Here is a 23,853-nt window from a genome sequence, read left to right on the forward strand (position 1 = left end):
GACTACCAGCCAGGGGTAACAGAGAGTGCGGAATTACGACCTCGAGTTCCTGAAACGCTTTTCCATGGTCATTGCCTTATTGATGGCCATCACGCTCGGATTGATCCTGTTCGCCGCGTACCTGCACACCCGCATTCCCCCTGAAGTCTCGCCCCAGGCCGCCAAGCGCACCGAACTGCGCATTGCCCCGGCCGGTGCGGTCTATGCCGGCGCCACCGGTGCTGCCGACCAGGCCGCCGCCAAGGCGGCGGCGATGGCCAAGGCCGCCTCGCAGGTGGCATACGGCGGCACCACCGATGGCAAGGTGATCTTCGACAACCTGTGCACCGCCTGCCACACCACCGGCGTCGGCCAGGCACCGACCCTGGACCACGCCCATTGGGATGCACGCCTGGCCCAGGGCAAGGACACCCTCTACAAGCACGCCATCGAGGGCTACACCGGCCCGGATGGCGGGATCATGCCGCCCAAGGGCGGCAACCCCGGCCTGAGCGAAGAGCAGATCCACGCCACCGTCGATTGGATGCTGGCGAACCTGAAATAACCGGCGCACATCACGAACGGCAGAGCCGACAGGTAGAGCCGACTGTTAGTCGGCTGAGGGTAGAGCCGACTGTTAGTCGGCTGCAGGTAGAGCCGACTGTTAGTCGGCTGCCGTTCGCGCGGACCCTGCAACCTCCCGTGCTCCGGAGCCAAGCCGACTAACAGTCGGCTCTACCGGCCGGGTCCAACCGTCCCGCCCGGTCCACGCATCCAGCCTCTCCGGCAAAGCCGACTTTCATGTTTCACGGTTACCCTGTGCACCCGTTCCCGGACTCCCCGCCGATGCGCCGTCGCACCCTCGCTCTTGCCCTGTCGCTGATCCTCCCGGCCACTGCCTTCGCCCAAGCCCAGCCACAGCCACGCCCGACCGCATCGACCCCGGCGACCTCCGCCCCCGTCACCCTCACCCTCACCGCCGCGCCCGCCGACTGGCGCACCCTCGACGGCCAGCACGTGCGCATCGCCGCCCCGTTGACCCTGGCCGGCACCGACGGCCTGGCCCGTTTCGGCGAACTCACCGTCGCCTTCGACGGCCGCCTCTGGCAGCCCAGCGAAGTGGCCGCTCCCGGCATCGACGCCCACGCCAAGGTAATCGCCGACAACCAGCGCCGCCGCCTGCTGCTCGATGACGGCAGCACCGCGCGCGACCCGGGTCCGGTGGCCTACCTGCCCGCCGCTGCCACCCTGCGCACCGGCACCGTGCTGCGCAACGTCGAAGGCATCGTCCACGTGGACGCCAAGGGCACCCCGCGCCTGCAGGTCACCACCCCGCTGACGCTGCCGGCGCTCAACCGCCCCGCCGCCCCGGTCGTGCCCGGCGCGCTCAAGGTGGCCGCCTTCAACCTGGAAAACTTCTTCAACGGCGACGGCCAGGGCGGCGGTTACCCGACCCTGCGCGGCGCCCGCACCCTGGCCGAACACCAGGCCCAGACCGCCAAGCTGGTGGCCACCGTCAACGCGCTCGGCGCCGACGTGGCCGCGCTGATGGAACTGGAAAACGACGGCTACGGCCCGCAGTCGGCGATTGCCGAACTGGTTGCCGCGCTCAATGCCAACCGTGGCAAGGGCGCGGACTGGGCCTTCATCGACGCCGGCAAGGGCCCGGGCGAGAACCCCATCCGCGTGGGCATCATCTACCGCAGCTCGCGGGTGACCCCGGTGGGCGCCCCCGCCGTGCTGGACACCGCCCCGTTCGGCCCGCACAGCCGCGTACCGCTGGCCCAGGCGTTCCGCGCCGGCAAGGGCGCGCCGTTCGTGGTGGTGGCCAACCACTTCAAGTCCAAGGGCTGCTCGGAAGCGGCCGGCGCCGATGCCGACCAGAACGACGGCCAGGCCTGCTGGAACGCCACCCGCGTGGAATCGGCGCGCCTGCTCAACCAGTGGCTGGGCACCGACCCGACCGGCGCCGGCACCACCGACGCGATCCTGCTGGGCGACTTCAACGCCTACGCGATGGAAGCTCCGATCCGCGCCCTGCACGATGCCGGCTGGCGCGACGCCTTCGCCGTGGCCAAGGTCGAGCGCCCCTACAGCTACGTCTACAACGGCATGACCGGCCGCCTCGACCACGCCCTGCTCAGCCCGGGCATGGCCAAGCGCCTGCGTGGCGCGGCCGAATGGCACATCAATGCAGACGAAGCCGACGACATCGGCTACCGCGACCGCAACGAAGCCGGCCCGTGGCGCAGTTCCGACCACGACCCGTTGATCCTCGGTTTCGACCGGTAACGCCCCGAATACAGGCGGATATCGAACCGGAAACGAACGGATATCGAACCGGTAGGTGCCGACCGTTGGTCGGCACTGCGCGCGGTCTCACCCCCACGCGATAAACCCAATCGCCACCACCGCCAACACCAACCCCGCGCGGTTCCACCGCGTGGTCGGCTCGCCGAACGCCAACACCCCCACCAGCGCCCCCAGTACCACCACGCCGATATTCATCCCGGCAAACACCGTGGCAGGGCTGTCCGGCATCGCCTGGTGGGCGTGCACGTAAAACAGGATGTTGCCGCCATTGAGCAGCCCCAACAGCGCCCCCGCACCCACGTTGCGCGCGCGCAACCGGCTGCGCCCACTGAAGTGCCGCCACAGCTGCAGACCCAGCATCAACATAAACGCAATGCTGAAACACGCCAGCAGTGCCGCCATCGACGGCGTCCCCGACAGCGCCACCTGCTTCAGCAGCACATCCACCAGCGCAAAGCCCACCCACACCGCCAGCAGCCAGCGCCAGCTGCCCGCCTCACCGGCCACCGCCGGCCCACGCGGGCGCAGGCTGATGCCCAGCATCGCCACCAGCCCCAGCCCCAGTCCAAGCAGCTTGAGCGCGGTCGCCGTCTGCCCAAAGAACACAAACGCAGCCAACAACGACAGCAACAGCGACAACCGCTGCGCCACATCCGTTCGCACGATCCCGGCCACCGCCACCGTGCGGCCCAGCACCAGGAACAGCGAAGGCAGCACCACCGCCAGCACCAGCAGCGCCGGCCACGGCGCATGGGTCGACTGCAGCGCCTCCAGCGGCGGCTGCAGCACCCCCGCCGTAAGCCCGGCGGCCACCAGGTAATTCCAGGTCACCATCTGGGCGACATCCAGCTGGCGGCGTGCGGCCAGCTTCAGCAGCACCGACACCAACACGCTGCAGACCACGCTGAAAAGCAGATAGAACATGGGGTTCCAGGCAGGCGCGGCAGTGCAGCCCGCGGGGGAGCGGTATTATGACGCCATGCACAATCCCCCTTTCCCCAATGAAAGCACCACCCTGCAGCTGGCCGGCCCGGTGGGCGCGCTGGACGTGATGGTCGACCCGCCCAAGGCCGACGTGCCCGCGCAGCCGGTGGTGGCGGTCATCTGCCACCCGCTGTCCACTGAAGGCGGCAGCATGCACAACAAGGTGGTGACCATGGTCGGCACCACCCTGCGCGAGCTGGGCATTGCCACCGTGCGCTTCAACTTCCGCAGCGTCGGCACCTCGGCGGGCGAATTCGACCATGGCGTGGGCGAGCAGGACGACCTCAAGGCCGTGGTGGCCTGGGTGCGCCAGCAGCGCCCCGACGCCACTTTGTGGCTGGCCGGCTTCAGTTTCGGCGCCTTCGTCTCCCTGCGCGCGGCCGCCGAGCTGCAGCCGCAGGTGCTGGTCTCGATCGCCCCGCCCGCCGGGCGCTGGGACTTCGACGGCGTGCAGCCGCCGGCCAACTGGCTGGTCATCCAGGGCGAGGCCGACGAAATCGTCGACCCGCAGGCGGTCTATGACTGGCTGGACGAGCTGGGCGCCCCGCACGAGCTGGTGCGCATGCCCGAAACCAGCCACTTCTTCCACCGCAAGCTGATCGACCTGCGCGGCGCGGTGCTCCACGGCGTCAAGGGCTGGCTGCCGAACCCGGAAAGCGCCACCGCATGAGCGATACCGCACTGACCCCGTCGCAGCGCTACGCCGAAGGCGTGGCCCGGGGCGAATGGCAGAACGACCCGGCCCAGCACGCCGCCCTGGCCGAGCTGGACCGCATCCACCTGGCGCTGGTCGACAGCGCCCAGGACGGCTGGCTGGATCGCCTGTCCGCCTTCTGGAAGAAGCCGGACCCGGTCAAGGGCCTGTATTTCTGGGGCGGGGTAGGGCGCGGCAAGACCTTCCTGGTGGACCTGTTCTACGACGGGCTGCCGATCGAACAGAAGTACCGCACCCACTTCCACCGCTTCATGCGCGGCATCCACGAGCGCCTGCGCGAACACCAGGGGCAGAGCGACCCGCTGGCCCGGATCGCCCAGGAATGGCGTGCCAAGCTGCGCGTACTGGTGCTGGACGAGTTCTTCGTCACCGACATCGGCGATGCCATGCTGCTGGCGCGCCTGCTCGAACGCCTGTTCGCCGAAGGAGTGACCCTGGTCACCACCTCCAACACGGCGGTGGAGAACCTGTACCTGAATGGCCTGCAGCGCGACAGCTTCCTGCCTGCCATCGGCCTGCTGCAGACCTACTGCGTGGAGCTGTACGCCGAGGGCACCGAAGACTACCGGATGCGCGCGCTGACCCATTCGCCGGTGTACCAGGCCCCGCGCGACGAGCACAGCGATGCCTGGCTGGCCAGCCGCTGGGCCGCGCTGAGCGGCGGCCAGCCGCCCAAGCCGGGCAACATCGAGATCGAAGCACGCAAGATCCCGGTGCGCGCCCGGGGCAAGAGCATCGTCTGGTTCGACTTCAAGGCCCTGTGCGAAGGCCCGCGCGGCCCCTCGGACTACATCGAGATCGCCCGCGAGTTCAACACCGTGCTGCTGGGTGACATCCCGCATTTCGACCGCATGAATGAAGATGCCGCGCGCCGCTTCGTGAACCTGATCGACGAGCTGTACGACCGCCACGTCAACCTGGTCTGCACCGCCACCGACGCCCCGGTAGCCCTCTACACCGGCACCCGCCTGCAGGGCGCCTTCGAGCGCACCGCCTCGCGCCTGATAGAAATGCAGAGCGCCGAATACCTCGGCACGCCCCACCGGGCGTAACCGGGCCAACCGGCTTTCACCGGGCTGGAACAACGGGCCGGAACAACGGGCCGGAACAACGGGCCGGAACAACGGGCTGGAACAACGGGCCGGAACAAGGCGTAGGGACACGCCATGCGTGTCCGCGCGGTGCCCGATCCGCCCGCAATTGTTACGCCCACGTGACGCCCATCGTTCCGTTTTTCGAACGCTTGAATCGCACGAAAAGTCGCCCCCAACCCTTGACTGCGCACTCGCTTTCGACGGGTCGCGACCGTTCGTCGGACGCCTGCAACACCGGATCCTTGCGCCGCAAGGGATTGGCCTGATTCCCTACATTTGGCGTTGACGGCCCCCTACACCCCCACTATCTTGTGGCCGTCGGTCTCTTCGACCACAAGTCGAAGGGTCCAACGGGCCCAACGCCCACCGACAACCGCATGCCGTACAGGGTGCGGTGCTGGTAGCACCAGTCTCCGGGGGGAGATGACCGGTGACGCAAGGGGAATCGTCCGCAGCGCCAGTGCGCCGGTCGCGTCCCATGCGACACCGATAATCCACCCTGAGCGCTGAGCGCATCGGCCCCACGCCTGCCCCGCAGGCGACCCTGCACCACCCCAAATCACGCCAAGAGGAAAACGCCGTGAGCACCGAAACCAGCGCAGCCACCGACCAGGAAAGCGAATTCCTGTTGACTTCGCCGCCGACCGCGACCGCCATGAGCGTGACCAAGCGCAACGGCACGACCGAACTGGTGGATCTGAACAAGATCGTGCGCGCGGTGCAGCGTTCGGCTGAAGGCCTGCATTCGGTCGACCCGATGCGCGTGGCCACCCGCACCATTTCCGGCCTGTACAACGGCGCCACCACCCAGGAACTGGACGAACTGTCCATCCGCACCGCCGCCCTGCTGATCGGTGAAGAGCCCGAGTACGGCCGCCTGGCCGCGCGCCTGCTGGCCAACTACATCGCCAAGGAAGTGTCGGGGCAGGAAATCCACGCCTTCTCGCAGTCGGTCGGCCGTGGCCACGAAGTAGGCCTGATCAACGACCGCCTGCTGAACTTCGTGCAGACCAACGCGCGCAAGCTCAACGATGCCATCGACCTCAGCCTCGACCTGAACTTCGACTACTTCGGCCTGCGTACCCTGTACGACCGCTACCTGCTGCGCCATCCGCACACCCGCAAGGTGATCGAGACCCCGCAGCAGTTCTTCCTGCGCATCGCCAGCGCGCTGAGCGAAGACGTGCCGGAAACCCTGGCCCTGTACAAGCGCATGGGCAACCTGGACTACCTGCCGTCCAGCCCGACCCTGTTCAACTCCGGCACCACCCACGAGCAGCTGTCCTCGTGCTTCCTGCTCGATTCGCCGCAGGATTCGCTGGAATCGATCTACTCCAAGTACGGCGACATCGCCCAGCTCTCCAAGTTCTCCGGCGGCATCGGCGTGAGCTACACCCGCGTGCGTTCGCGCGGCTCGCTGATCAAGTCCACCAACGGCCACTCCAACGGCATCGTGCCGTGGCTGAAGACCATGGACTCGTCCGTGGCCGCGGTGAACCAGGGTGGCAAGCGCAAGGGCGCGGCCTGCGTGTACCTGGAAACCTGGCACGCCGACATCGAAGACTTCCTCGAACTGCGTGACAACACCGGCGACGAATCGCGCCGCGCGCACAACCTCAACCTGGCCAACTGGGTGCCGGACCTGTTCATGAAGCGCGTCGAAGCCGACCAGGAATGGTCGCTGTTCGATCCGCGCGTGGTGCCCGAGTTCACCGACCTGTTCGGTGAAGCCTTCGAGGCCGCCTACCTGCAGGCCGAAGCACAGGGCAAGGCCAACCGCACCATTTCCGCGCGCAAGCTGTACTCGCGGATGATGCGTACCCTTGCCGAAACCGGCAACGGCTGGATGACCTTCAAGGACAAGTGCAACCGCGCCAGCAACCAGACCCTGCGTCCGGGCAACGTGATCCACCTGTCCAACCTGTGCACCGAAATCCTGGAGGTCACCTCCAACGATGAAACCGCCGTGTGCAACCTGGGTTCGATCAACCTGGGCAACCACTTCGACGAGCACAACGAGTTCAACTACGAAAAGCTGGCCGAAACCGTGCGCCTGGCCGTGCGCCAGCTCGACCGCGTGATCGACCTGAACTTCTACCCGATCGAAACCGCCCGCCGCGCCAACATGCGCTGGCGCCCGGTCGGCCTGGGCTGCATGGGCCTGCAGGACGTGTTCTTCCGCAAGCGCCTGCCGTTCGACAGCGCCGAAGCCCGCGCGCTGTCGAAGAAGATTGCCGAGACCATCTACTTCCACGCCCTGGAAACCTCGGTCGAACTGGCCCAGGAACGTGGCAAGCACCCGTCGTTCAACGACACCCGTGCGGCCAGCGGCGAACTGCAGTTCGACGCCTGGAACGTGGTGCCGGAAGACGGCGCGCGCTGGGACGCCCTGCGTGCCCGCATCAAGGAACACGGCCTGCGCAACTCGCTGATCATCGCCATTGCCCCGACCGCGACCATCGCCTCCATCGCCGGCTGCTACGAGTGCGTCGAGCCGCAGGTGTCCAACCTGTTCAAGCGCGAAACGCTGTCGGGCGACTTCCTGCAGGTGAACCGCTACCTGGTGAACGAGCTGAAGAAGCTCGGCCACTGGACCCCGGAAATGCGCGACACCATCAAGATGGCCGAAGGCTCCATCCAGGGCATCGCCCAGATCCCGGAAAGCCTGCGCCAGATCTACCGCACCGCGTGGGAACTGCCGATGCGCTCGCTGATCGACATGGCCGCCGACCGTGGCGCGTTCATCGACCAGTCCGCCTCGCTCAACCTGTTCATGGAAAGCCCGAACATCGGCGCGATGTCCTCCATGTACATGTACGCCTGGAAGCAGGGCATCAAGACCACCTACTACCTGCGTTCGCGTCCGGCCACCAAGATCGCCAAGACCACCATCAGCCACACCGCAGCGGCTGTCCCGGAAAAGGTGTTCAGCCCGGAAGAAGCCATCGCCTGCTCGCTGGAAAACCCGGAAGCCTGCGAAGCCTGCCAGTAATCCGCGGGCGCCCACCGCCCGGTAGCGCCGGCCGTTGGCCGGCCTCGACCAACCGCAGCGCCGGGCTCTGCCCGGCCGCTCCACCGGCCCAATCGCCGGAACATACACCCGGCAGGTGCCGACCGTTGGTCGGCACACACACCCGGTAGGTACCGACCGTTGGTCGGTACACCTCAGAAGGAAAGACCCACCATGGCCGACACCCGCAAGCAGATGCTGCTCGATCCCGGTTTTGAACTGACCCTGCGCCCGATGCGCTACCCGCAGTTCTATGACATGTATCGCAACGCGATCAAGAACACCTGGACCGTGGAAGAAATCAACTTCCAGATCGACATCAGCGACCTGCACACCAAGATGTCGCCGGGCGAGCGCCACCTGATCCACCGCCTGGTTGCCTTCTTCGCCACCGGCGACTCGATCGTGTCCAACAACCTGGTGCTGAACCTGTACCAGCACTTGAACGCGCCCGAAGCACGCATGTACCTCTCGCGCCAGCTGTACGAAGAAGCGCTGCACGTGCAGTTCTACCTGACCCTGCTGGACAACTACCTGCCGGACCCGGAAGAGCGTTCGAAGGCGTTCTCGGCAGTGGAGAACATCGACTCCATCAAGAAGAAGGCCGACTTCTGCTTCAAGTGGATCGACTCCATCCAGGGCCTCACCCGCATCGAAACCCGCGACCAGCGTCGCCAGTTCCTGCTCAACCAGATCTGCTTCGCCGCCTGCATCGAAGGCCTGTTCTTCTTCGCCGCGTTCGCGTACGTGTACTACTTCCGTTCGCGTGGCCTGCTCAACGGCCTGGCCTCGGGCACCAATTGGGTGTTCCGCGACGAAAGCGCACACATGGACTTCGCCTTCGAATGCGTGGACGTCATCCGCGAGGAAGAGCCGGACCTGTTCGACGATGAAATGAAGCGGCAGGTCTACGACATGCTGGCCGAAGCCATCGAATGCGAAGTGCAGTTCGCCGAAGACGTGCTGTCCGGCGGCGTAGCCGGCATTTCCACCCGCGACATGCGCCAGTACCTGCAGCACTGCGCCGACAACCACTTCCACCGCCTCGGCATGGAAAAGAAGTACAACGTGCGCAACCCGCTGCCGTTCATGGAACTGCAGGACGTGCAGGAGCTGACCAACTTCTTCGAACGCCGCCCCTCGGCCTACCAGGTGGGCGTGCAGGGCGAAGTGTCCTTCGACATGTCGTTCTGATCCAAGCACACCATGCGTACCAGAAAGCCCCGGCACTGCCGGGGCTTTTTGTTTGCGGGCGCTGCCGTATCATCCTCGTCGACCCCATTGCACGGCCCACCGCCATGACCGCCACCCCTGACGTCGTCCCGCCCACTGAAGTGCGCATGGCCGAAATCGTCTTCCCCAACCACACCAACCACATGGGCACCCTGTTCGGTGGCCAGGCATTGGCGTGGATGGACAAGGCCGCGTTCCTGGCCGCCGCGCGCTACTCGCGCCGCACCGTGGTCACCGCCCGCTCCGACCAGGTGGACTTCAAACTGCCCATCAGCATCGGCCAGATGGTGGAAACCGTGGGCCGCATCGTCGAAGTGGGCCGCAGCTCGATGAAGGTGGAAGTAGAGCTCATCGCCGAAGACCTGCACACCGGCGAGCGCAAGCTGTGCACCCGCGGCCACTTCGTGATGATCGCCCTGGACGAGAACCACAAGCCCACCGCCGTGCCCGCGCTGCCGGCCGATATCGCCGGACCCTGAACGGGCAGGGGCGATTGCGAACCCTCCAATCGCCCCCATCTAGCTGGCATGTCTACCCCACTGGCTGACTTCATCGACCGCGCCCGCCGCCTGTTCGTCCTCACCGGCGCCGGCTGCAGCACCGACTCGGGCATTCCCGATTACCGTGATGCCGACGGCCAGTGGAAGCGCACCCCACCGGTGAACTACCAGGATTTCATGGGCGAAGCGGCCACCCGCCAGCGCTACTGGGCGCGCAGCCTGCTCGGCTGGCCGCGCTTCGGGCAAGCCCAGCCCAACGCCACCCACGCCGCACTGGCCGCGCTGGAAGCGCGTGGAAAGGTTGAAGTGCTGCTCACCCAGAACGTGGACTGCCTGCACCAGCGCGCCGGCAGCGCAGCGGTGATCGACCTGCACGGCCGCCTGGACCAGGTGCGCTGCATGGGCTGCGAAACCCGCAGCGGCCGCGAAGCTTTCCAGCAGGCGCTGCTCGCCGCCAACCCCGGCTGGGACCGCCTCGACGCCGCCCAGGCTCCCGATGGCGATGCCGACCTTGAAGGCGTGGATTTCAGCACCTTCAACGTGCCCGCGTGCCCCACCTGCGGCGGCATCCTCAAGCCGGACGTGGTGTTCTTCGGCGAAAACGTACCGCGCGCCCGCGTCGATGCCGTACACGCCCACCTGCAACAGGCAGACGCCGTCCTCGTGGTCGGCTCCTCCCTGATGGTCTATTCCGGCTACCGCTTCGTCCAGGCCGCCGCCAAGGCCGGCCTACCCGTAGCCGCCCTGAACATCGGCCGCACCCGAGCAGACGACCTCCTCACCCTCAAGGTAGAGCAGTCCTGCGCAGAAGCCCTGTCCTTCCTGCTCCCCACGACCACCCCCGCGTAGAGACACGCCATGCGTGTCTGGCCACACCGTTCCAAACAAACGGTTGCCTGCACCCCCGCTTCCGGGTGCAATAACCCCCCGGTTTCAACATCCCCCCGAGTCGCCCGCCCGTGAGCCAGCTTTTCTCCCCCGTAACCTTCGGACCGCTGACGCTGTCCAACCGCATCGTCATCGCCCCGATGTGCCAGTACTCCTCCACCGACGGCCTGGCCAGCGACTGGCACCGCCAGCACCTGGGCATGCTGGCCCAGTCCGGCGCCGGCCTGCTGATCCTCGAAGCCACCGCCGTGCTGCCGGAAGGGCGCATCAGCTACGCCGACCTGGGCCTGTGGGACGACGCCACCGAAGCCGCCCTCACCGACGTGATCGCCTCGGTGAAGCGCTGGTCGCCGATGCCAGTGGGCGTGCAGCTCGCGCATGCTGGTCGCAAGGCCTCCTCCGCACGCCCGTGGGACGGCGGTGGCCCGCTGCCGCCGACCGACCCGAATGGCTGGACCGTGAAAGCTCCCTCGGCGCTGCCGTTCACCGCCAACGGCCCCACGCCCGAAGCGCTGGATGAAGCCGGCATCGACGCCGTGGTGGAGGCCTTCGCCGTGGCCGCCAAGCGCGCCGAGCGCGCCGGCCTGGACCTGATCGAACTGCACGCCGCGCACGGCTACCTGCTGCACCAGTTCCTCTCCCCGCTCAGCAACAAGCGCCAAGACGAGTACGGCGGTTCGCTGGAAAACCGCATGCGCCTGCTGATCCGCGTGTTCGACGCCGTGCGCGCGGCGGTCTCCGACCGCATCAGCGTAGGCGTGCGCATTTCCGCCAGCGACTGGGTCGACGGCGGCTGGGACATCGAACAGAGCACCACCCTCGCGCAGATCCTCGACCTGTGCGGCTGCCAGTTCCTGCACGTGTCCAGCGGCGGTCTAGACGCACGCCAGAAGATCGCCCTCGAGCCCGGCTACCAGGTACCGTTCGCCGCCGCGATCAAGGCAGCCAAAGTGCGCATGCCGGTCATCGCCGTCGGCCTGATCACCGACCCGGCCCAAGCCGAATCGATCTTGCGCCACAACCACGCCGACGCCGTCGCACTGGCCCGCGGCATCCTCTACGAACCGCGCTGGCCGTGGCACGCCGCCGCCGCCCTCGGCGACTCCATCACCCCCGCCCCACAGTACCTGCGCTGCGAACCGCGCGAAGCCCGCGGCGTCTTCACCGCCCCGTCTGCTTGATTGAATCGGTAGCGCACGACCGTTGGTCGTGCGCCGCCTGATCTCACGCAACATCCACCCGCCACGCGGCCGGCAACCCCTCCACCACGTGCTGCATCAACGCCCGCACCTTGGGCGTCAAATCCCTTCGATCACTCACACACAGAAACAACCGCATCGGCTCCGGCGATGTCCGCGCCCCATCGCCCGACGCAAACAACACCTGCAACTCCCCGCGCGCCAACCAAGGCGCCGCCACGAACGCCGCCAACCGCGCGATGCCACCGCCTGCGGCCGCCATCGCCGCCAACGCATCAATGTCATCCGACACCAGCGCCGGCCGCATCTCCGCCTCGAAGCGGATTCCATCGCGCACGAAGCCCCACGGCAACAACCGCCCATCCACCGGGTAGCGGAACACCAGGCAACGGTGCTCACGCAGATCCTCCGGTGTCGCCGGCACTCCCGCCTGCGCCAGGTAAGAAGGCGCCGCACACACCTGGAACGGCACCTGCGCAATCGCCCGCGCCACCAGGCCTTCCACCAGCTGCGGCTCGATCCGGAAACTCACATCCACATCTTCATGCGCATGGTCCACGTTGCGATCGGCCAGCAGCAGCTCGATCGACAACCGTGGATAGCGCGCCTGCAGCGCCGGCAGCATCGGCGCCAGCACATGCCGGCCAAATGCGGAGGTGCTGGCAATGCGCAGGCGACCATGCGGTGTGGCTTCGGGATCCGTCACCGCCGCCTGCGCCCGTTGCAGGTCGCGCTCGATATGCCGCACCTCGGCCAGGTACAGCGCGCCGCGCTCGGTCAGCGCCAAGGTGCGCGTGGTGCGGTTGAACAGGCGCACGCCCAGATGCGTCTCCAGCCGCGCGATGTTCTGGCCCACCGCCGCCGGGCTGATCCCCAGCGTGCGCGCCGCCGCCGCCAGGCTGCCGGCATCGGCGGTACGGATGAAACTGCGGATTGACTGCAGAATGTTCATGCTGGCGCCAATTCTGGCCGGTCATTGCAAAGAATTACTTTATAAAGAGCCAACGCCCGGCGGTCTACCCGCACCTGGCCCCGCTGACTATCGTGCCGGTCCCGCAACCGCTGGTTGCCGCCCACTGGACCCCTGATGTCGCAACAAGCTCAAACCCTGGCCACCGCCCGCTGGAAGCTTGGCGCCCGCGCCACCCCGTACGTCTTTGCCTTCTTCATGGCCTCCATCATGGCCATGCTGATGTGCCTGGTGATCACCGCCGCCAACGCCGGCATCAACGCCGACTTCCCCATGCGCGTACTCGGCGCCTACCAGCTCGCCATGCCCACCGCCTTCTGCTGCGTACTGATGGTGCGCCCGGTGGTGATGCGCCTCGTCGCGCTGACCGTGCACCCGCCGCGCTGACCCGATGTGGCATCCATTCCCCGGTAGCGCCCCACCGTTGGTGGGGCGTCGCGGCAAATCGAACGATACATCGGTCGGCACATCGGTCGGTAAACGGGTCGGCGCATCGGTCGGCGCATCGGCCGTTACACCGGTCGGCGCATCGGTCGGTACACCGCCCGGTACACCGCCCGGTAGAGCGGACTGTTAGTCCGCTGCTCCATCTGCATCAACGCCCACAGCAATTGGTTGCAACTGACATCGTCCCTCCAGAGCGCGGCGCCGCTCCACTACACTCAACGCATGCGCCCCGACTCCATCCTCACCCTCTCATGCCCGGACCGTACCGGCATCGTTTACCGCGTTTCCGGCCTGCTGTTCGAGCAGGGCTGCAACATCCTGGATGCACAGCAATTCGGCGACGACGAAAGCGGCCGGTTCTTCCTGCGCGTGCATTTCGACCGCGACCCGCGCCAGCCCATCGACACCATCCAGACCCGCATGGCCGGGCTGGCCACCGACTTCAAGATGGACTGGCAGCTGCACGACGCCCGCCGCCGTGCGCGCCTGCTGGTGCTGGTGAGCAAGCAGGGGCACTGCCTCAACGACCTGCTGTTCCGCGCGCACAGCCGTCAGCTGCAGGTGGATATCGCCGCAGTGGCCTCCAACCACGAAGATTTCGGGCCGCTGGCGGGCTCCTACGGCATCCCGTTCCACCACCTGCCGGTGAATGCAGACAACCGGGAAGTGCAGGAACAACAGATCATCGATCTGGTCGAACGCGAGCAGATCGACCTGGTGGTGCTGGCGCGCTACATGCAGATCCTGTCACCGCGCCTGTGCCAGGCACTGGCCGGCCGCGCGATCAACATCCACCACAGCTTCCTGCCCAGCTTCAAAGGCGCGCAGCCGTACCACCAGGCCCACGCACGCGGCGTAAAGATCATCGGTGCAACGGCCCACTACGTCACCTCCGATCTCGACGAAGGCCCGATCATCGAACAGGACGTAGCGCGGGTGGACCATGCCATGACGCCGCGTGACCTGGTCCGCCTCGGCAGCGACACCGAATCGCAGGTACTGGCCCGCGCCGTGCGGAGGCACGTAGAGCACCGCATCATCCTCAACGGCCACCGCACCGTAGTGTTCAGGTAGCGGATTGGGCGGTTTCTCTTCGTGGGGCGTCTTTCGGCTGCAAGGCGCCACAACGTGCAATGTGCATACGGCTACGATAAAGCCACCGCCCACTTGCGACCGCCCCCATGATCGACCACCTGGATCACCTCGTGCTGACCACTTCCGCGGAAGAGGCCACCACCCATTTCTATGTCAACGTCTTGGGGATGACCTTGGAAACGTTCGGGGCGGGCAGAAAGGCCTTCCGGTTTGGCAACCAGAAGATCAATCTGCACATAAAGGGGCATGAGGTTGAACCCAAAGCGCACCTACCTGTGCCGGGCTCCCTGGACCTCTGCTTCATTGCCGCAGTTCCATTGGACGAGGTCATCCAGAAGCTCGGCAGCAACTCGGTGAAGATCGAACAGGGTCCTGTCGAGCGCACCGGTGCAGTGGGCAAGATCCGATCTGTGTACGTCCGGGACCCCGAACTCAACCTGATAGAGATCTCCGAGTACCTCCCTGCGAACTAGCCGATCGGTTCTGAGCCAGACTACAGATCACAGGTACTTGGCCGCGCCGTACGCAGGCATGCTCGACGGACACCGCGCCGCAGTCTTTTGATAGCGACCCCCACAGTCGCAAGAGAACCGGTAGCGCCGCCCGTTGGCCGGCCTTCACGATACCGGCAGAAAACCGTGCGGTAGTGCCGGCCCCCAGGCGGCACCGCACGGAGAATGGAGCACCACCGCACCACCACGGAGTCAAAAGTGTTCGCACCCTACTGGGCAGAATTCCTAAGCTTGGCGATAGTCCACCTGCTTGCAGTAATAGCCCCTGGCCCAGACTTCGCAGTAGCCGTCCGCCAAAGCGTCCGCTTCGGCCGAAAAGCAGGCATCTACACCTCGCTGGGAATAGGGGCAGGCATCTCGGTCCACGTCCTCTATACCCTCATCGGCGTAGGCGCACTCCTGCACACAACCCCCTGGCTGATGACCGCAGCCAAGTGGCTGGGCGCGGCCTACATCTTCTACCTCGGCATCAAGTTCCTCCGCAGCAAGCCAAGCGCAGGCGGCGAGGCGACCACCGATGCGCCGAGCGACGCCGTGCAGCAGACCCCAAGGCAAGCCTTCGTCATCGGCTTCATGACCAACGCCACCAACCCCAAGGCGACACTGTTCTTCCTGGCGGTGTTCACAACACTGGTCAGTGCAAAGACACCGCTCCCCGTGCAGATGCTCTATGGCCTGTGGATGTGCCTGGTCAACGCAGCATGGTTCGTCCTGGTCAGCGTAGCGCTCTCCACAGCAGCCCTACGCCAACGCTTCATGCGCGCCAGCCACTGGTTCGAACGGGTGATGGGCGTGCTGCTGATCGGGTTTGCGCTGAGGCTGGTGTTCATGGCGTAACACAAACTCGGCCGAGGGCAGGGTGGAGACACGCCGGCGTGTCTCCAATGCCTCGACTACAGCCGGACGGCAGACGTGCGAGCCTCCAGCTACTCGCTCAATGCGTCCGAACGGCTCTTCTTCGGCTTGTGCTTCTGATAACGGTACGGCAGCGGCACCGGCGTCTCATCCAGCGTCAACGTAACGCGCCCGGGCGTCACCTCAACAAACACCCGATGCCCCGTCTTGAATCCCAACCGCTCCATCCATACCCCGCACAGCGACAGGTAGGGAATGGACAGGCCCGGCGGCAGGATGTTGCCGGCAGGGTGCCGCAGGGCGGAAATGCGTAGGCTCTTGGGCTGATACCAGCCGATGCCAACCTGCTGGCTGGGATCGTTGCATGAATCCATCTTTGAACTGCGCATGCGTCTACTCCATCGGAAGTACTCCCTTGCCGGCGACAAGGGAGTCGGGAGGTTGATATCCGTTCGACCAACGGTGTGACTTATTTCCCAGGGGGTGTTGTATTCGCCACCCTCCCGACGCAGAGCTTCATACTTTTTATTGGTCGAACAAGGGGATATCAAACCCCGAATCCAGACGATGCACAGCTGCTCAAGCAAAGAGAAGTTGATACTTTGCCAGCATACCGCCATGTTCCATTCATCAGGTCAATGGTGTGACGCAAGTGAGCCGGAACTCCTGCCTAAGGGCGTACTTAATGGAACGAACATCTCGAATTCAAGGCCAATCCCTTGCCCCAGAAGAACGCAGTCTTTGAACAACGCCTTGAGGACAAAAGTCGTAAGCGACCCCTGATGCGCGCCGAGTAAGATTGCCCGTGCAAGACTGCGGCGCGCTCCTGAGCCCATCGGCGACTGCCCCAACCAGCCGAAAGCAGGCACCTCAGACTGGCTAGCAGGGCCAGCAATGCTTACAGTTCCCAAGCCGAACAGGTTGATCTTCCAGGAGGGCGTCTGACCGAACCCACCTGGCGGTATGTGCTTGTTTCCACGGAAGCGCCCAAGCCGCCAAGGCAGACGTCATGGCCAGAGTGTCCTGATCGGTCGCTGTGCACCTGCGGTGCTCAAATACCCTTTGACCAAGAACGTATCTGCACACGATTCGGAAAGAGACCTGATGGAACTACTACTAAGTGTCGAGCACTGCTTTATGCTCACCGGCCGAGGCTTGGTGGTGACGCCCGATTTACCGCTCCCGCATGACAAGCACACTCCCGTCTGTGCCGTCATCGTCGAGCGTCCGGACGGCACCAGGTTGCCCACAGATGCACACCTTCGTCTCGAACACTTTCGACCTGGCGGTTTCAAACTGATGGTCTATCTCCCTGGACTGGACAAGGCTGACGTACCCGCCGGCAGCAAGGTCTGGAAGGTCTGAGTGGAGCCTCCGCTTCTGTCCGAACGCCACGTCCGAGGCGGGACGGAGCAGCCAACTGCATCAAATTGCTCCGGCCCGAACGCCAACTTCCTTCAAATACAGGTAGCCGATTTCGTTAAAGAATCCGATGGCCTCACGCGGGTCTAATATTCTGTAGCCGCCAGATGCGTTGACTATCCGAACCACCAAGGGGTCGGCACGCATGGCGGCGGCCACGGCGCTGTCCAGGGCCTTGACCCAGAATCTCCGCTCTTCCAAGCTGTCCGTGATGTGCATCAGTCCAGGCGCGTCCTCAATCGGATCCTGTCCCAGGCATGAAAAAAGCATCATCAAGGCATCGTCCCAGCTGAGTGATTCCCAAGACACTTCAACCCCGGTCTGTCCGCGACTCGCGCCCAGCGCCGTAGGATATCGAAATCAGCCCAACCTAACAGCCAGATCCGGGACGGGGCCAACGAATTTTGCCGCAGCTCTGGGGGCGCGCATGGCTGGGGTCGAGTCGCGCGTCGGCCCCAGTTAGTGGCTGTGTCCATCAGGCGGCTGTCTGTAAAGTTGCGGTTTCTGGCGCGACTTGAGTAATACCTAACCACCTGCGAGAGATCAGAAATGAGTTTACGTGTACTAAAGGTGGAGCTGGAGAAGTTTCGCGGCGCACGACCTGCGGTCCAGATCCTCACTCTCTCCTGCACATACGTCGAACTCCTTCAGCGATGCCCATCTGCGCGTGGCGGGGTTGTTTCGGTGCGCATATCGCAACCTGGGTGCTTCGAGACAGCTGCCAGCATAGCGATGGTTCACCCGATTTCAGCGCCCGCAATGCTCTCAGTTCCTTTGGCGGGCAGCCCGGTCGAAGTGGGGTCGCACTTGGATATCATCCCGAATGGCATCTGAGCTGTAGATGTCTGCCTCTGGCTTATGCTTCGGGTCAGTCCGCTCTACCGTTGGAGGTCGCTCACGCTGCGCACCGCAGGACACGTATGCCTGCGGTACGCGCTGGGCACTATTCCGCCGGAATGAGCAGCGGCTTCTCTTTGTCTTTCAGAAGGAAGACCACAAACTTGGCGGGCTTGCTCTGGCTGGCATTGCGGCCCACGGTGTGGATATCGTTCGGGCCCTCATAGAACGTCTCGCCGGCCTTGATGGTCTGCTCAGGCTTTCCCCTCACACCCATGATGATGGTGCCATCTAGCACGTACACGATGGCATGCGCATCATGGCGATGCACGGGGTCAACCGCACCCGGCGGGTAGTCCACGGTGATGAGCGTGATCTCTTTTCCCGGGTAGTCCTGCAGCGGCTGCGATGCCACCTCGGCGACCACCGCGTGCGGCGCATCGGTTGCATGCGTGCCCCCGTGCGCGATGGCGGCGCCGGAAAGCAGGTAGAGGCCCATGGAGAGAGCGATTGCCGCCCACATCGCGCGCGCGTTCATTGCGCCACCGCCGGGGCGACGGACAGGCCCGCCTTGTCCAGTCCCCATGCCTTGTCGAAGGAGCCGGGCACGGCGAGGAAGGCCACGTTGATGCGGTTCCAGGCGTTGATGCCCGCGATCACGAAGGTGAGATCGGAGATTTCGTTCTCAGCGAGCTGACCGCGAACGCGCTCATACAGTTCGGTCGGCACGCCCTGACTCGGAATGCAGGTCAGCGCTTCGGTCCACGCCAGGCTCGCACGCTCGCGCGGCGTGAACAGGTTGGATTCACGCCAGATGGCCACGTGGTGAAGCCGCAGTGCGCTTTCACCGTGGATGGTGGCCTGCTTGACGTGCATATCGACGCAGAACGCGCAGCCGTTGAGCTGCGAGGCGCGGATATGCACAAGGTGGCGGATGGACGCTTCGATGGAGCTCTTTGCTTCAGCCATGCTGAGTTCCATGAGCTTCTTGGTCAGCTCGGGGGACTGCTGCTGGTAGTCGAGACGTTGGGTCATGATCTTGGGTCCTGGGAAGGGGCGCGGGGGGGGGACTGCAGTGCGGTGCCACGTTATGCCCGCCCACTCGCCCCGGGTAGACACCTGCGGGTAACGCCAGTGTTTACTTCCGCGCAACAGTGGAAGCGTCACAGGGCAGCGCTCCGGGGCGTCTACCTGACATGGACAATCCACTCTGCGCATGCGCGCCACCGCCGGAGGCGAGCAACCCGGCCAATCCACTCGCAGACGACGTGGCCCCGGAAGCATGGGATGCCTATCTCGGCGCTCTAACTGAGATGACGCCCGGTATCCGCCTGTTCTTCCTTACGTGGGACCCTCCAACCCGACCGATGGGATGAGCGCCATGAACAGGAATTGCCCCCTATCGAGCCTCCATCAGCAAGACTGGGGCGGATCGCCACCCATCCGGCAAGGCAGGTGGCATCCTATCGACCAGGCACGGGCTACGACAGCCTCAAAGTAAGTACATGCCGCCGTCAACACGCAACTCGGCGCCATTGACGAAGCTGCTTTCATTGGAGGCAAGGAAGAGAGCCACAAGCGAGTTACCCACGCCGGCTTGCCATCATGCGCGCGGCATCCTGCGAGGGCGGCAGACCGAACGCACGCGCGTACTCGCGTGTGAACTGGGTGGGGCTCTCATAGCCCACATCAAGCGCGGCTGCGGTAACGCTGATTCCGCGCGTCGCCAGAATCTGGCGGGCCTGCAGCAGGCGCAGCTGCTTCTGGTATTGAAGCGGGCTCAGCGCGGTGGCGGACTTGAAGTGGCGGTGGAACGCTGACTCGCTCATTGCGACCTGTTCGGCCAGGGCGGCGATGCGCAGCGGTTTGGCGTAGTCGCTGCGGATGCGCTGGATGGCGCTGCTGATTCGCGCCAGCGCCGAATCCGGCGTGGCCAACTGCCGCAGCATGCATCCGTGTGGTCCCTGCAGCACGCGGTACAGGATCTCGCGCTCGTAGGCCGGGGCCAGCGCAGGTATCTCGCTGGGGCGTTCCATCAGGCGCAGCATGCGCACCCACGCATCCATCAGTTCGGGGGTGACGGCGGCGACGTTGAAGGCCTCGGTCTGGGTGGAGGGCTCGCCGCGCCCGGTGGCAACATCGGTGGTGTCGCACAACAACGCAGCGATGATGCCAAGGTCCAGCGTGAGGCTCACCGCCAGGTACGGCTCGCCGGTGCTGGCTGGGTGCACCGCACCCACCGCCGGCAGGTCCACGGACATGATGAAGTACGTGGCCGGGTCGTACTCGAGGGTCTTCTCACCCACCGTCATGGATTTGCTTCCCTGCAGGATCAGGTTGATCATCGGCTCGTATACCGCCGCCAGGGCATGCTCCGGGATCTCGCCCTGCACCATGGCAACGCGGGGAATGCCCGTATCGGTACGGCGATTCTCGGCATGCGCCGCAAGGCGGCGCAGTTCTTCCAGTGCGTTGTCCATGCCCACATTGGACACCCGCCGCAGGGGGCTGGCAAGGCGGAAAGCAGGAATAGGCAGGAATTGGCGAGGATCAGGTCGGCGCGCCGCAGCCGGCGACCCTAGCCTGTGCATCTCCCCTCACTGCACAGGACGACCTGCATGAAACACGTACTGATCACCGGCGGCAGCCGTGGCATTGGTGCCAGCGCCGCGTTGCACTGCGCGCAGCGCGGCATGGGCGTCATCCTCACCTACAACGCCCAGCCGCATGCTGCCCAGCAGGTGGTGGAGCGTATCCAGGCAGAAGGCGGCACGGCAGTGGCCCTGCAGCTGGACGTGGGGAACACCGGACGCTTTGCGGCGTTTGCCGCGAAGGTGAAGGACACCTTGCAGGACACCTGGGGCGCCTCCGCGCTGGGTGGCCTGGTGAACAACGCCGGCTTCGGGCTGTTCAATCCAATCGAGACGGTGACCGAGGAACAGTTCGATGGTCTGTTCAACGTGCACCTGAAGGGGCCGTTCTTCCTCACCCAGGCATTGCTGCCGCTGCTGGGCACTGGCGCGAGCATCGTCAACGTCACCAGTGCCACCACGCGTGTGGCCACTGCCGGGGTGGCGCCGTACGCCGCCTTCAAGGGCGGGCTGGAAGTGCTCACCCGCTACATGGCCAAGGAGTTCGGCGAGCGCCGCATCCGCGTCAACGCGGTCGCGCCCGGGGCGATCCGAACCGAGCTGGGCGGCGGCCTCAATGATGAATTCGAAGCCCTGCTGGCCTCGCAGACGGCACTGGGCCGGGTAGGTGAGCCGGACGACGTGGGCCGCGTCATTGCCGGGCTGATCGGTGATGAGCAGGCCTGGGTCAATGCGCAGACCATTGAAGTTGCAGGCGGCTACAACATCTAGTTCGCAACCGGAGTTCGACATGCTCGACCACATTTTCCTCACTGTCACCGACACCACCCGCTCGGTTGCGTTCTACACGGCGGCGCTGGCCCCGCTGGGCATCGTCAACCGGCTCGACTACGACGGCCGGCAGGGTCCACCCGGCCACCCGGACCTGAAGGGCTTCGGCGCAGGCGGGCGGATCTTCTTCTGGCTGCGGCAGGGCGTGGCGGCGGCGCAGGCGGCACATGTTGGCTTTGTGGCAGATTCCCGCGCGATGGTCGATGCCGCGCATGCCGCCGCGATGGCCGCCGGTGCCAGCGAGATCCATCCGCCGGGGGCGCAGCTGCACTACGAGCCGCGCTACTACGCCGCGCAGGTGCGCGATCCGGATGGCTACAGCCTGGAGTTCGTCTACAAAAGCTGGCAGCACGGCCATGACTGACGTCGCTGCATCCCACCCCGTGAAAGCCACGGTGGTGGCCTTCATCAACGCGACGAACGCGTTCGATATCAAACGCGCCCTGGCGTTGTTCAGCACGACGGCAGTGATCGATGACCCGTCCACCGGATGCACCTTCAACAAGCACGCCGGTGGGCGCGACTATCTGGAAAAGTACTTCGTGGGTTACCACACGGTTACCCGTCTGCTTTCGCTGAAAGGCCTTGGCGATGCGCGTGCACGTGCCCGGGTCGACTTCACCGGCGACTTCGGTCACGAGATCGGAATTCTTCTAGTGGCCGTGGATTCCGCAGGCCGCGTCTCCCGCATTGACGCCTCACTCGAATAGGGTGGCGAGGAACACACCATGAAAACATTGATGATCTACGGTGCATCCGGCTACACCGGGCGCATGGCTGCAGCGCACGCGAAGGAAGCTGGGCTGAAGCTGGTATTGGCAGGGCGTGACGAAGCTCCGCTGCAGGCGCTGGCCACACGCCTTGGCGTGGAGTGCCGCGTGTTTGCGCTGGATTCCGCTGTCGACGTGGACTACGGATTGCAGGACATCACGGTGCTGCTCAACTGCGCTGGGCCCTACGCGAGACTGGCTGGATGCACCGGGCCCGGAAGGGACCACGCGAAGGGTCGCATGGTACCGGTGCGTATTGCGCCACCAGGTGGTCCTTAGGGTATAAGTGGGGTAATCGCCACCGAGGACTTACTCCGTTGAGTCGTTCGAGATGATCAATCACATTCCAGCGCTGGTATTCATGCAACAGCTGAAAGGCACCTACTGCTCGGCCGATGGCCTGGCTACGCTGTCTGTCGCGCGTGTCGGATACGGGCAGAGCATTGAATTGCGCCTGGAAGACAAGGTGCAGTTGGCGGGGGTTGTCGGCGTCTCAGGCAACTCAGTCGAGCTGTTTGCGCAGGTTGGGCTGCCCAATGTTGTTCGTCTGACAGGCCAGCTCCGCTCTCAGACTGAGCTCGTATTCGACGGTTCGGACATGTCATTTGGTCTTAGCCTTGCTTCGGACGGTGATACTTTGACGCTCGTCACGTCATTCAAGGGACGGCCGGGGATGAGTCGTGTGCTTCAACGCGTCTGAAGTGACGCTCGAGCGAGGGATGTTCCACTCATGAGGAAGGCATCAATCCACTCTGCCGGCGATGATCCCCGCGCTACTCTTCCGCCTTCAGATTCCAGGCAGGAAGCCAGACAGTTCCTCAATCCATGAATGAGACCTCGATATCCCCAGGTGGGAGGTATGTTGTTGAAGCTGATCCATGGGAGGCTCGGAACTCCCAATGGGTTTACACGCCCCGCGTTATCGACCTCATCACTGCCCAGCCTGTTCTAGCCCTCTCTGATCCTCGCTGGTCCATGGATAGCGCAGATTGGGTATCGGACTCCGAGGTATTTCTCCGTTTACGGAAGTTCCCTGGTAATCACTTGCCGATACAGCTTGATGTGCTCGTCAACTGCGACGAGGGGAATGCACTGGTCGCTGCCAATCAGCGTTGCAGCCTCGCTGAGTTGGAGGCTGTGCTGGATGCAGCGTTCACAAAGGCACCGAGCCAAGTCTGAATAACCCCGAGCACCAAATGAACATTCAAGAGCTGAGGGAGAAGTTGATCCGCGCCGGAGTGCATCCGGGTCTCTACTCCATTGCGTAGACTGCCTCGGAGAGCGAGTCTTACTCCCTTGTGAGGGATGGCTCCGCTTGGATCGTTCTTTACAAGGAGCGAGGCACCTTTACGGAATTCGGCAGCGATCTTTCGGAAACCCAGGGCTGTCTTCTGCTCCTCCAACTCTTGAGTGACGCGATGTGCCTCGGAGGGGCGACAAAGAGCGGTGGTTCGTAGGTGGCCACTCCGGCCTCTATGTCTGCTCCTGGCCGAAAGGAGACATGAAGTGCTATCAGGTCCTCCGATTGGGTTGCTCCGTAGGGGCTCGGCGCGGCGTCGTGATACAGGCCGCCACCGCGCCATTTGATCCCAGAAGTCGCAAGTGAGT

Annotated in this window: 26 protein-coding genes; 19 read left to right on the forward strand and 7 right to left on the reverse strand. The window is 64.8% G+C overall.

Annotated elements, in window-relative coordinates; translation table 11 throughout:
* Positions 1-25: 25 nt before the first annotated feature.
* Complete coding sequence (locus tag AC06E7_RS07920) at positions 26-544, forward strand: c-type cytochrome (protein ID WP_068848396.1); 519 nt, start codon at positions 26-28, stop codon at positions 542-544.
* 281 nt (positions 545-825) lie between these two features.
* Positions 826-2,271, forward strand: coding sequence for an ExeM/NucH family extracellular endonuclease (locus AC06E7_RS07925; RefSeq protein WP_478063982.1), 1,446 nt, complete (start codon positions 826-828; stop codon positions 2,269-2,271).
* 87 nt (positions 2,272-2,358) lie between these two features.
* Here AC06E7_RS07925 and AC06E7_RS07930 read toward each other — a convergent pair whose 3' ends face one another.
* Positions 2,359-3,216 carry an EamA/RhaT family transporter gene (locus AC06E7_RS07930; protein WP_478063984.1) on the reverse strand — a complete coding sequence of 286 codons (858 nt, stop codon included), beginning with the start codon at positions 3,214-3,216 and terminating at the stop codon, positions 2,359-2,361.
* Between the two features lie 55 nt (positions 3,217-3,271).
* Between AC06E7_RS07930 and AC06E7_RS07935 the strand changes: the two genes are divergently transcribed.
* The 7 genes from AC06E7_RS07935 to AC06E7_RS07965 all read left to right on the forward strand — a co-directional run bounded on the left by AC06E7_RS07935 (position 3,272) and on the right by AC06E7_RS07965 (position 11,897).
* Positions 3,272-3,946: an alpha/beta hydrolase gene (locus tag AC06E7_RS07935; RefSeq protein ID WP_478063986.1), complete on the forward strand. Its 675-nt coding sequence runs from the start codon at positions 3,272-3,274 to the stop codon at positions 3,944-3,946.
* Positions 3,943-5,043, forward strand: a complete 1,101-nt coding sequence (zapE, locus tag AC06E7_RS07940; protein ID WP_068848403.1) for a cell division protein ZapE — start codon at positions 3,943-3,945, stop codon at positions 5,041-5,043. The genes AC06E7_RS07935 and zapE overlap by 4 nt, the downstream gene beginning before the upstream one ends.
* Positions 5,044-5,665: 622 nt before the next feature.
* A complete protein-coding gene (locus tag AC06E7_RS07945) occupies positions 5,666-8,077 on the forward strand; it encodes a ribonucleoside-diphosphate reductase subunit alpha (RefSeq protein WP_478063988.1) in 2,412 nt (803 codons plus the stop codon).
* Between the two features lie 192 nt (positions 8,078-8,269).
* Positions 8,270-9,289 carry a ribonucleotide-diphosphate reductase subunit beta gene (locus AC06E7_RS07950; protein WP_093535153.1) on the forward strand — a complete coding sequence of 340 codons (1,020 nt, stop codon included), beginning with the start codon at positions 8,270-8,272 and terminating at the stop codon, positions 9,287-9,289.
* 104 nt (positions 9,290-9,393) lie between these two features.
* Positions 9,394-9,807, forward strand: a complete 414-nt coding sequence (locus AC06E7_RS07955) for an acyl-CoA thioesterase (protein WP_068848408.1) — start codon at positions 9,394-9,396, stop codon at positions 9,805-9,807.
* A gap of 48 nt (positions 9,808-9,855) precedes the next feature.
* Positions 9,856-10,677, forward strand: a complete 822-nt coding sequence (locus AC06E7_RS07960) for an NAD-dependent protein deacetylase (protein ID WP_306990076.1) — start codon at positions 9,856-9,858, stop codon at positions 10,675-10,677.
* Positions 10,678-10,787: 110 nt separating this feature from the next.
* The gene (locus tag AC06E7_RS07965) at positions 10,788-11,897 is read left to right on the forward strand and encodes an NADH:flavin oxidoreductase/NADH oxidase (protein WP_249833502.1); all 1,110 of its coding nucleotides are present in this window, start codon (positions 10,788-10,790) and stop codon (positions 11,895-11,897) included.
* A 43-nt stretch (positions 11,898-11,940) separates the two neighbouring features.
* On the opposite strand, the gene AC06E7_RS07970 is transcribed toward AC06E7_RS07965, so the two are convergent.
* Complete coding sequence (locus AC06E7_RS07970) at positions 11,941-12,867, reverse strand: LysR substrate-binding domain-containing protein (protein WP_478063991.1); 927 nt, start codon at positions 12,865-12,867, stop codon at positions 11,941-11,943.
* 135 nt (positions 12,868-13,002) lie between these two features.
* Between AC06E7_RS07970 and AC06E7_RS07975 the strand changes: the two genes are divergently transcribed.
* From AC06E7_RS07975 to AC06E7_RS07990, 4 genes are all read left to right on the forward strand, one after another.
* Positions 13,003-13,272: a DUF2798 domain-containing protein gene (locus tag AC06E7_RS07975; protein WP_478063993.1), complete on the forward strand. Its 270-nt coding sequence runs from the start codon at positions 13,003-13,005 to the stop codon at positions 13,270-13,272.
* A 282-nt stretch (positions 13,273-13,554) separates the two neighbouring features.
* Positions 13,555-14,406 carry a formyltetrahydrofolate deformylase gene (gene purU, locus AC06E7_RS07980; RefSeq protein ID WP_068848425.1) on the forward strand — a complete coding sequence of 284 codons (852 nt, stop codon included), beginning with the start codon at positions 13,555-13,557 and terminating at the stop codon, positions 14,404-14,406.
* Positions 14,407-14,513: 107 nt separating this feature from the next.
* Entirely contained in the window at positions 14,514-14,900 is a 387-nt protein-coding gene (locus AC06E7_RS07985; RefSeq protein ID WP_478063995.1) for a VOC family protein, read from the forward strand.
* 204 nt (positions 14,901-15,104) lie between these two features.
* Positions 15,105-15,776 (forward strand): LysE family translocator, encoded by a 672-nt coding sequence (locus AC06E7_RS07990; protein WP_478063997.1) that lies wholly within the window; start codon positions 15,105-15,107, stop codon positions 15,774-15,776.
* 89 nt (positions 15,777-15,865) lie between these two features.
* On the opposite strand, the gene AC06E7_RS07995 is transcribed toward AC06E7_RS07990, so the two are convergent.
* Positions 15,866-16,183, reverse strand: a complete 318-nt coding sequence (locus tag AC06E7_RS07995) for a SymE family type I addiction module toxin (protein ID WP_478063999.1) — start codon at positions 16,181-16,183, stop codon at positions 15,866-15,868.
* A 673-nt stretch (positions 16,184-16,856) separates the two neighbouring features.
* On the opposite strand from AC06E7_RS07995, the gene AC06E7_RS08000 reads away from it, so the two are divergent.
* Positions 16,857-17,159, forward strand: coding sequence for a hypothetical protein (locus AC06E7_RS08000; RefSeq protein WP_478064001.1), 303 nt, complete (start codon positions 16,857-16,859; stop codon positions 17,157-17,159).
* 60 nt (positions 17,160-17,219) lie between these two features.
* Here the strand turns inward: AC06E7_RS08000 and AC06E7_RS08005 are convergent, their stop codons facing one another.
* The 4 genes from AC06E7_RS08005 to AC06E7_RS08020 all read right to left on the reverse strand — a co-directional run bounded on the left by AC06E7_RS08005 (position 17,220) and on the right by AC06E7_RS08020 (position 20,449).
* Entirely contained in the window at positions 17,220-17,489 is a 270-nt protein-coding gene (locus tag AC06E7_RS08005; protein WP_478064003.1) for a hypothetical protein, read from the reverse strand.
* Between the two features lie 670 nt (positions 17,490-18,159).
* Positions 18,160-18,591 carry a cupin domain-containing protein gene (locus AC06E7_RS08010; RefSeq protein ID WP_478064005.1) on the reverse strand — a complete coding sequence of 144 codons (432 nt, stop codon included), beginning with the start codon at positions 18,589-18,591 and terminating at the stop codon, positions 18,160-18,162.
* Positions 18,588-19,088 carry a carboxymuconolactone decarboxylase family protein gene (locus tag AC06E7_RS08015; RefSeq protein ID WP_478064007.1) on the reverse strand — a complete coding sequence of 167 codons (501 nt, stop codon included), beginning with the start codon at positions 19,086-19,088 and terminating at the stop codon, positions 18,588-18,590. Before AC06E7_RS08015 ends, AC06E7_RS08010 begins: the two co-directional genes overlap by 4 nt.
* Before the next feature lie 548 nt (positions 19,089-19,636).
* Positions 19,637-20,449 (reverse strand): AraC family transcriptional regulator, encoded by an 813-nt coding sequence (locus AC06E7_RS08020; RefSeq protein ID WP_478064188.1) that lies wholly within the window; start codon positions 20,447-20,449, stop codon positions 19,637-19,639.
* A 222-nt stretch (positions 20,450-20,671) separates the two neighbouring features.
* Here AC06E7_RS08020 and AC06E7_RS08025 point away from each other — a divergent pair, with 222 nt between their 5' ends.
* The 5 genes from AC06E7_RS08025 to AC06E7_RS08045 are packed head-to-tail and all read left to right on the forward strand — an operon-like array spanning position 20,672 to position 22,945.
* Positions 20,672-21,415: an SDR family NAD(P)-dependent oxidoreductase gene (locus AC06E7_RS08025; protein WP_478064009.1), complete on the forward strand. Its 744-nt coding sequence runs from the start codon at positions 20,672-20,674 to the stop codon at positions 21,413-21,415.
* A 19-nt stretch (positions 21,416-21,434) separates the two neighbouring features.
* Positions 21,435-21,839 (forward strand): VOC family protein, encoded by a 405-nt coding sequence (locus AC06E7_RS08030; protein WP_478064011.1) that lies wholly within the window; start codon positions 21,435-21,437, stop codon positions 21,837-21,839.
* Positions 21,832-22,185 (forward strand): nuclear transport factor 2 family protein, encoded by a 354-nt coding sequence (locus AC06E7_RS08035; RefSeq protein ID WP_478064013.1) that lies wholly within the window; start codon positions 21,832-21,834, stop codon positions 22,183-22,185. Before AC06E7_RS08030 ends, AC06E7_RS08035 begins: the two co-directional genes overlap by 8 nt.
* 18 nt (positions 22,186-22,203) lie before the next feature.
* Positions 22,204-22,524 carry a hypothetical protein gene (locus tag AC06E7_RS08040; RefSeq protein WP_478064015.1) on the forward strand — a complete coding sequence of 107 codons (321 nt, stop codon included), beginning with the start codon at positions 22,204-22,206 and terminating at the stop codon, positions 22,522-22,524.
* 52 nt (positions 22,525-22,576) lie between these two features.
* Complete coding sequence (locus AC06E7_RS08045; protein ID WP_478064017.1) at positions 22,577-22,945, forward strand: hypothetical protein; 369 nt, start codon at positions 22,577-22,579, stop codon at positions 22,943-22,945.
* Positions 22,946-23,853 lie beyond the last annotated feature (908 nt).

Source organism: Stenotrophomonas sp. Steno-Z4, assembly GCF_056393145.1.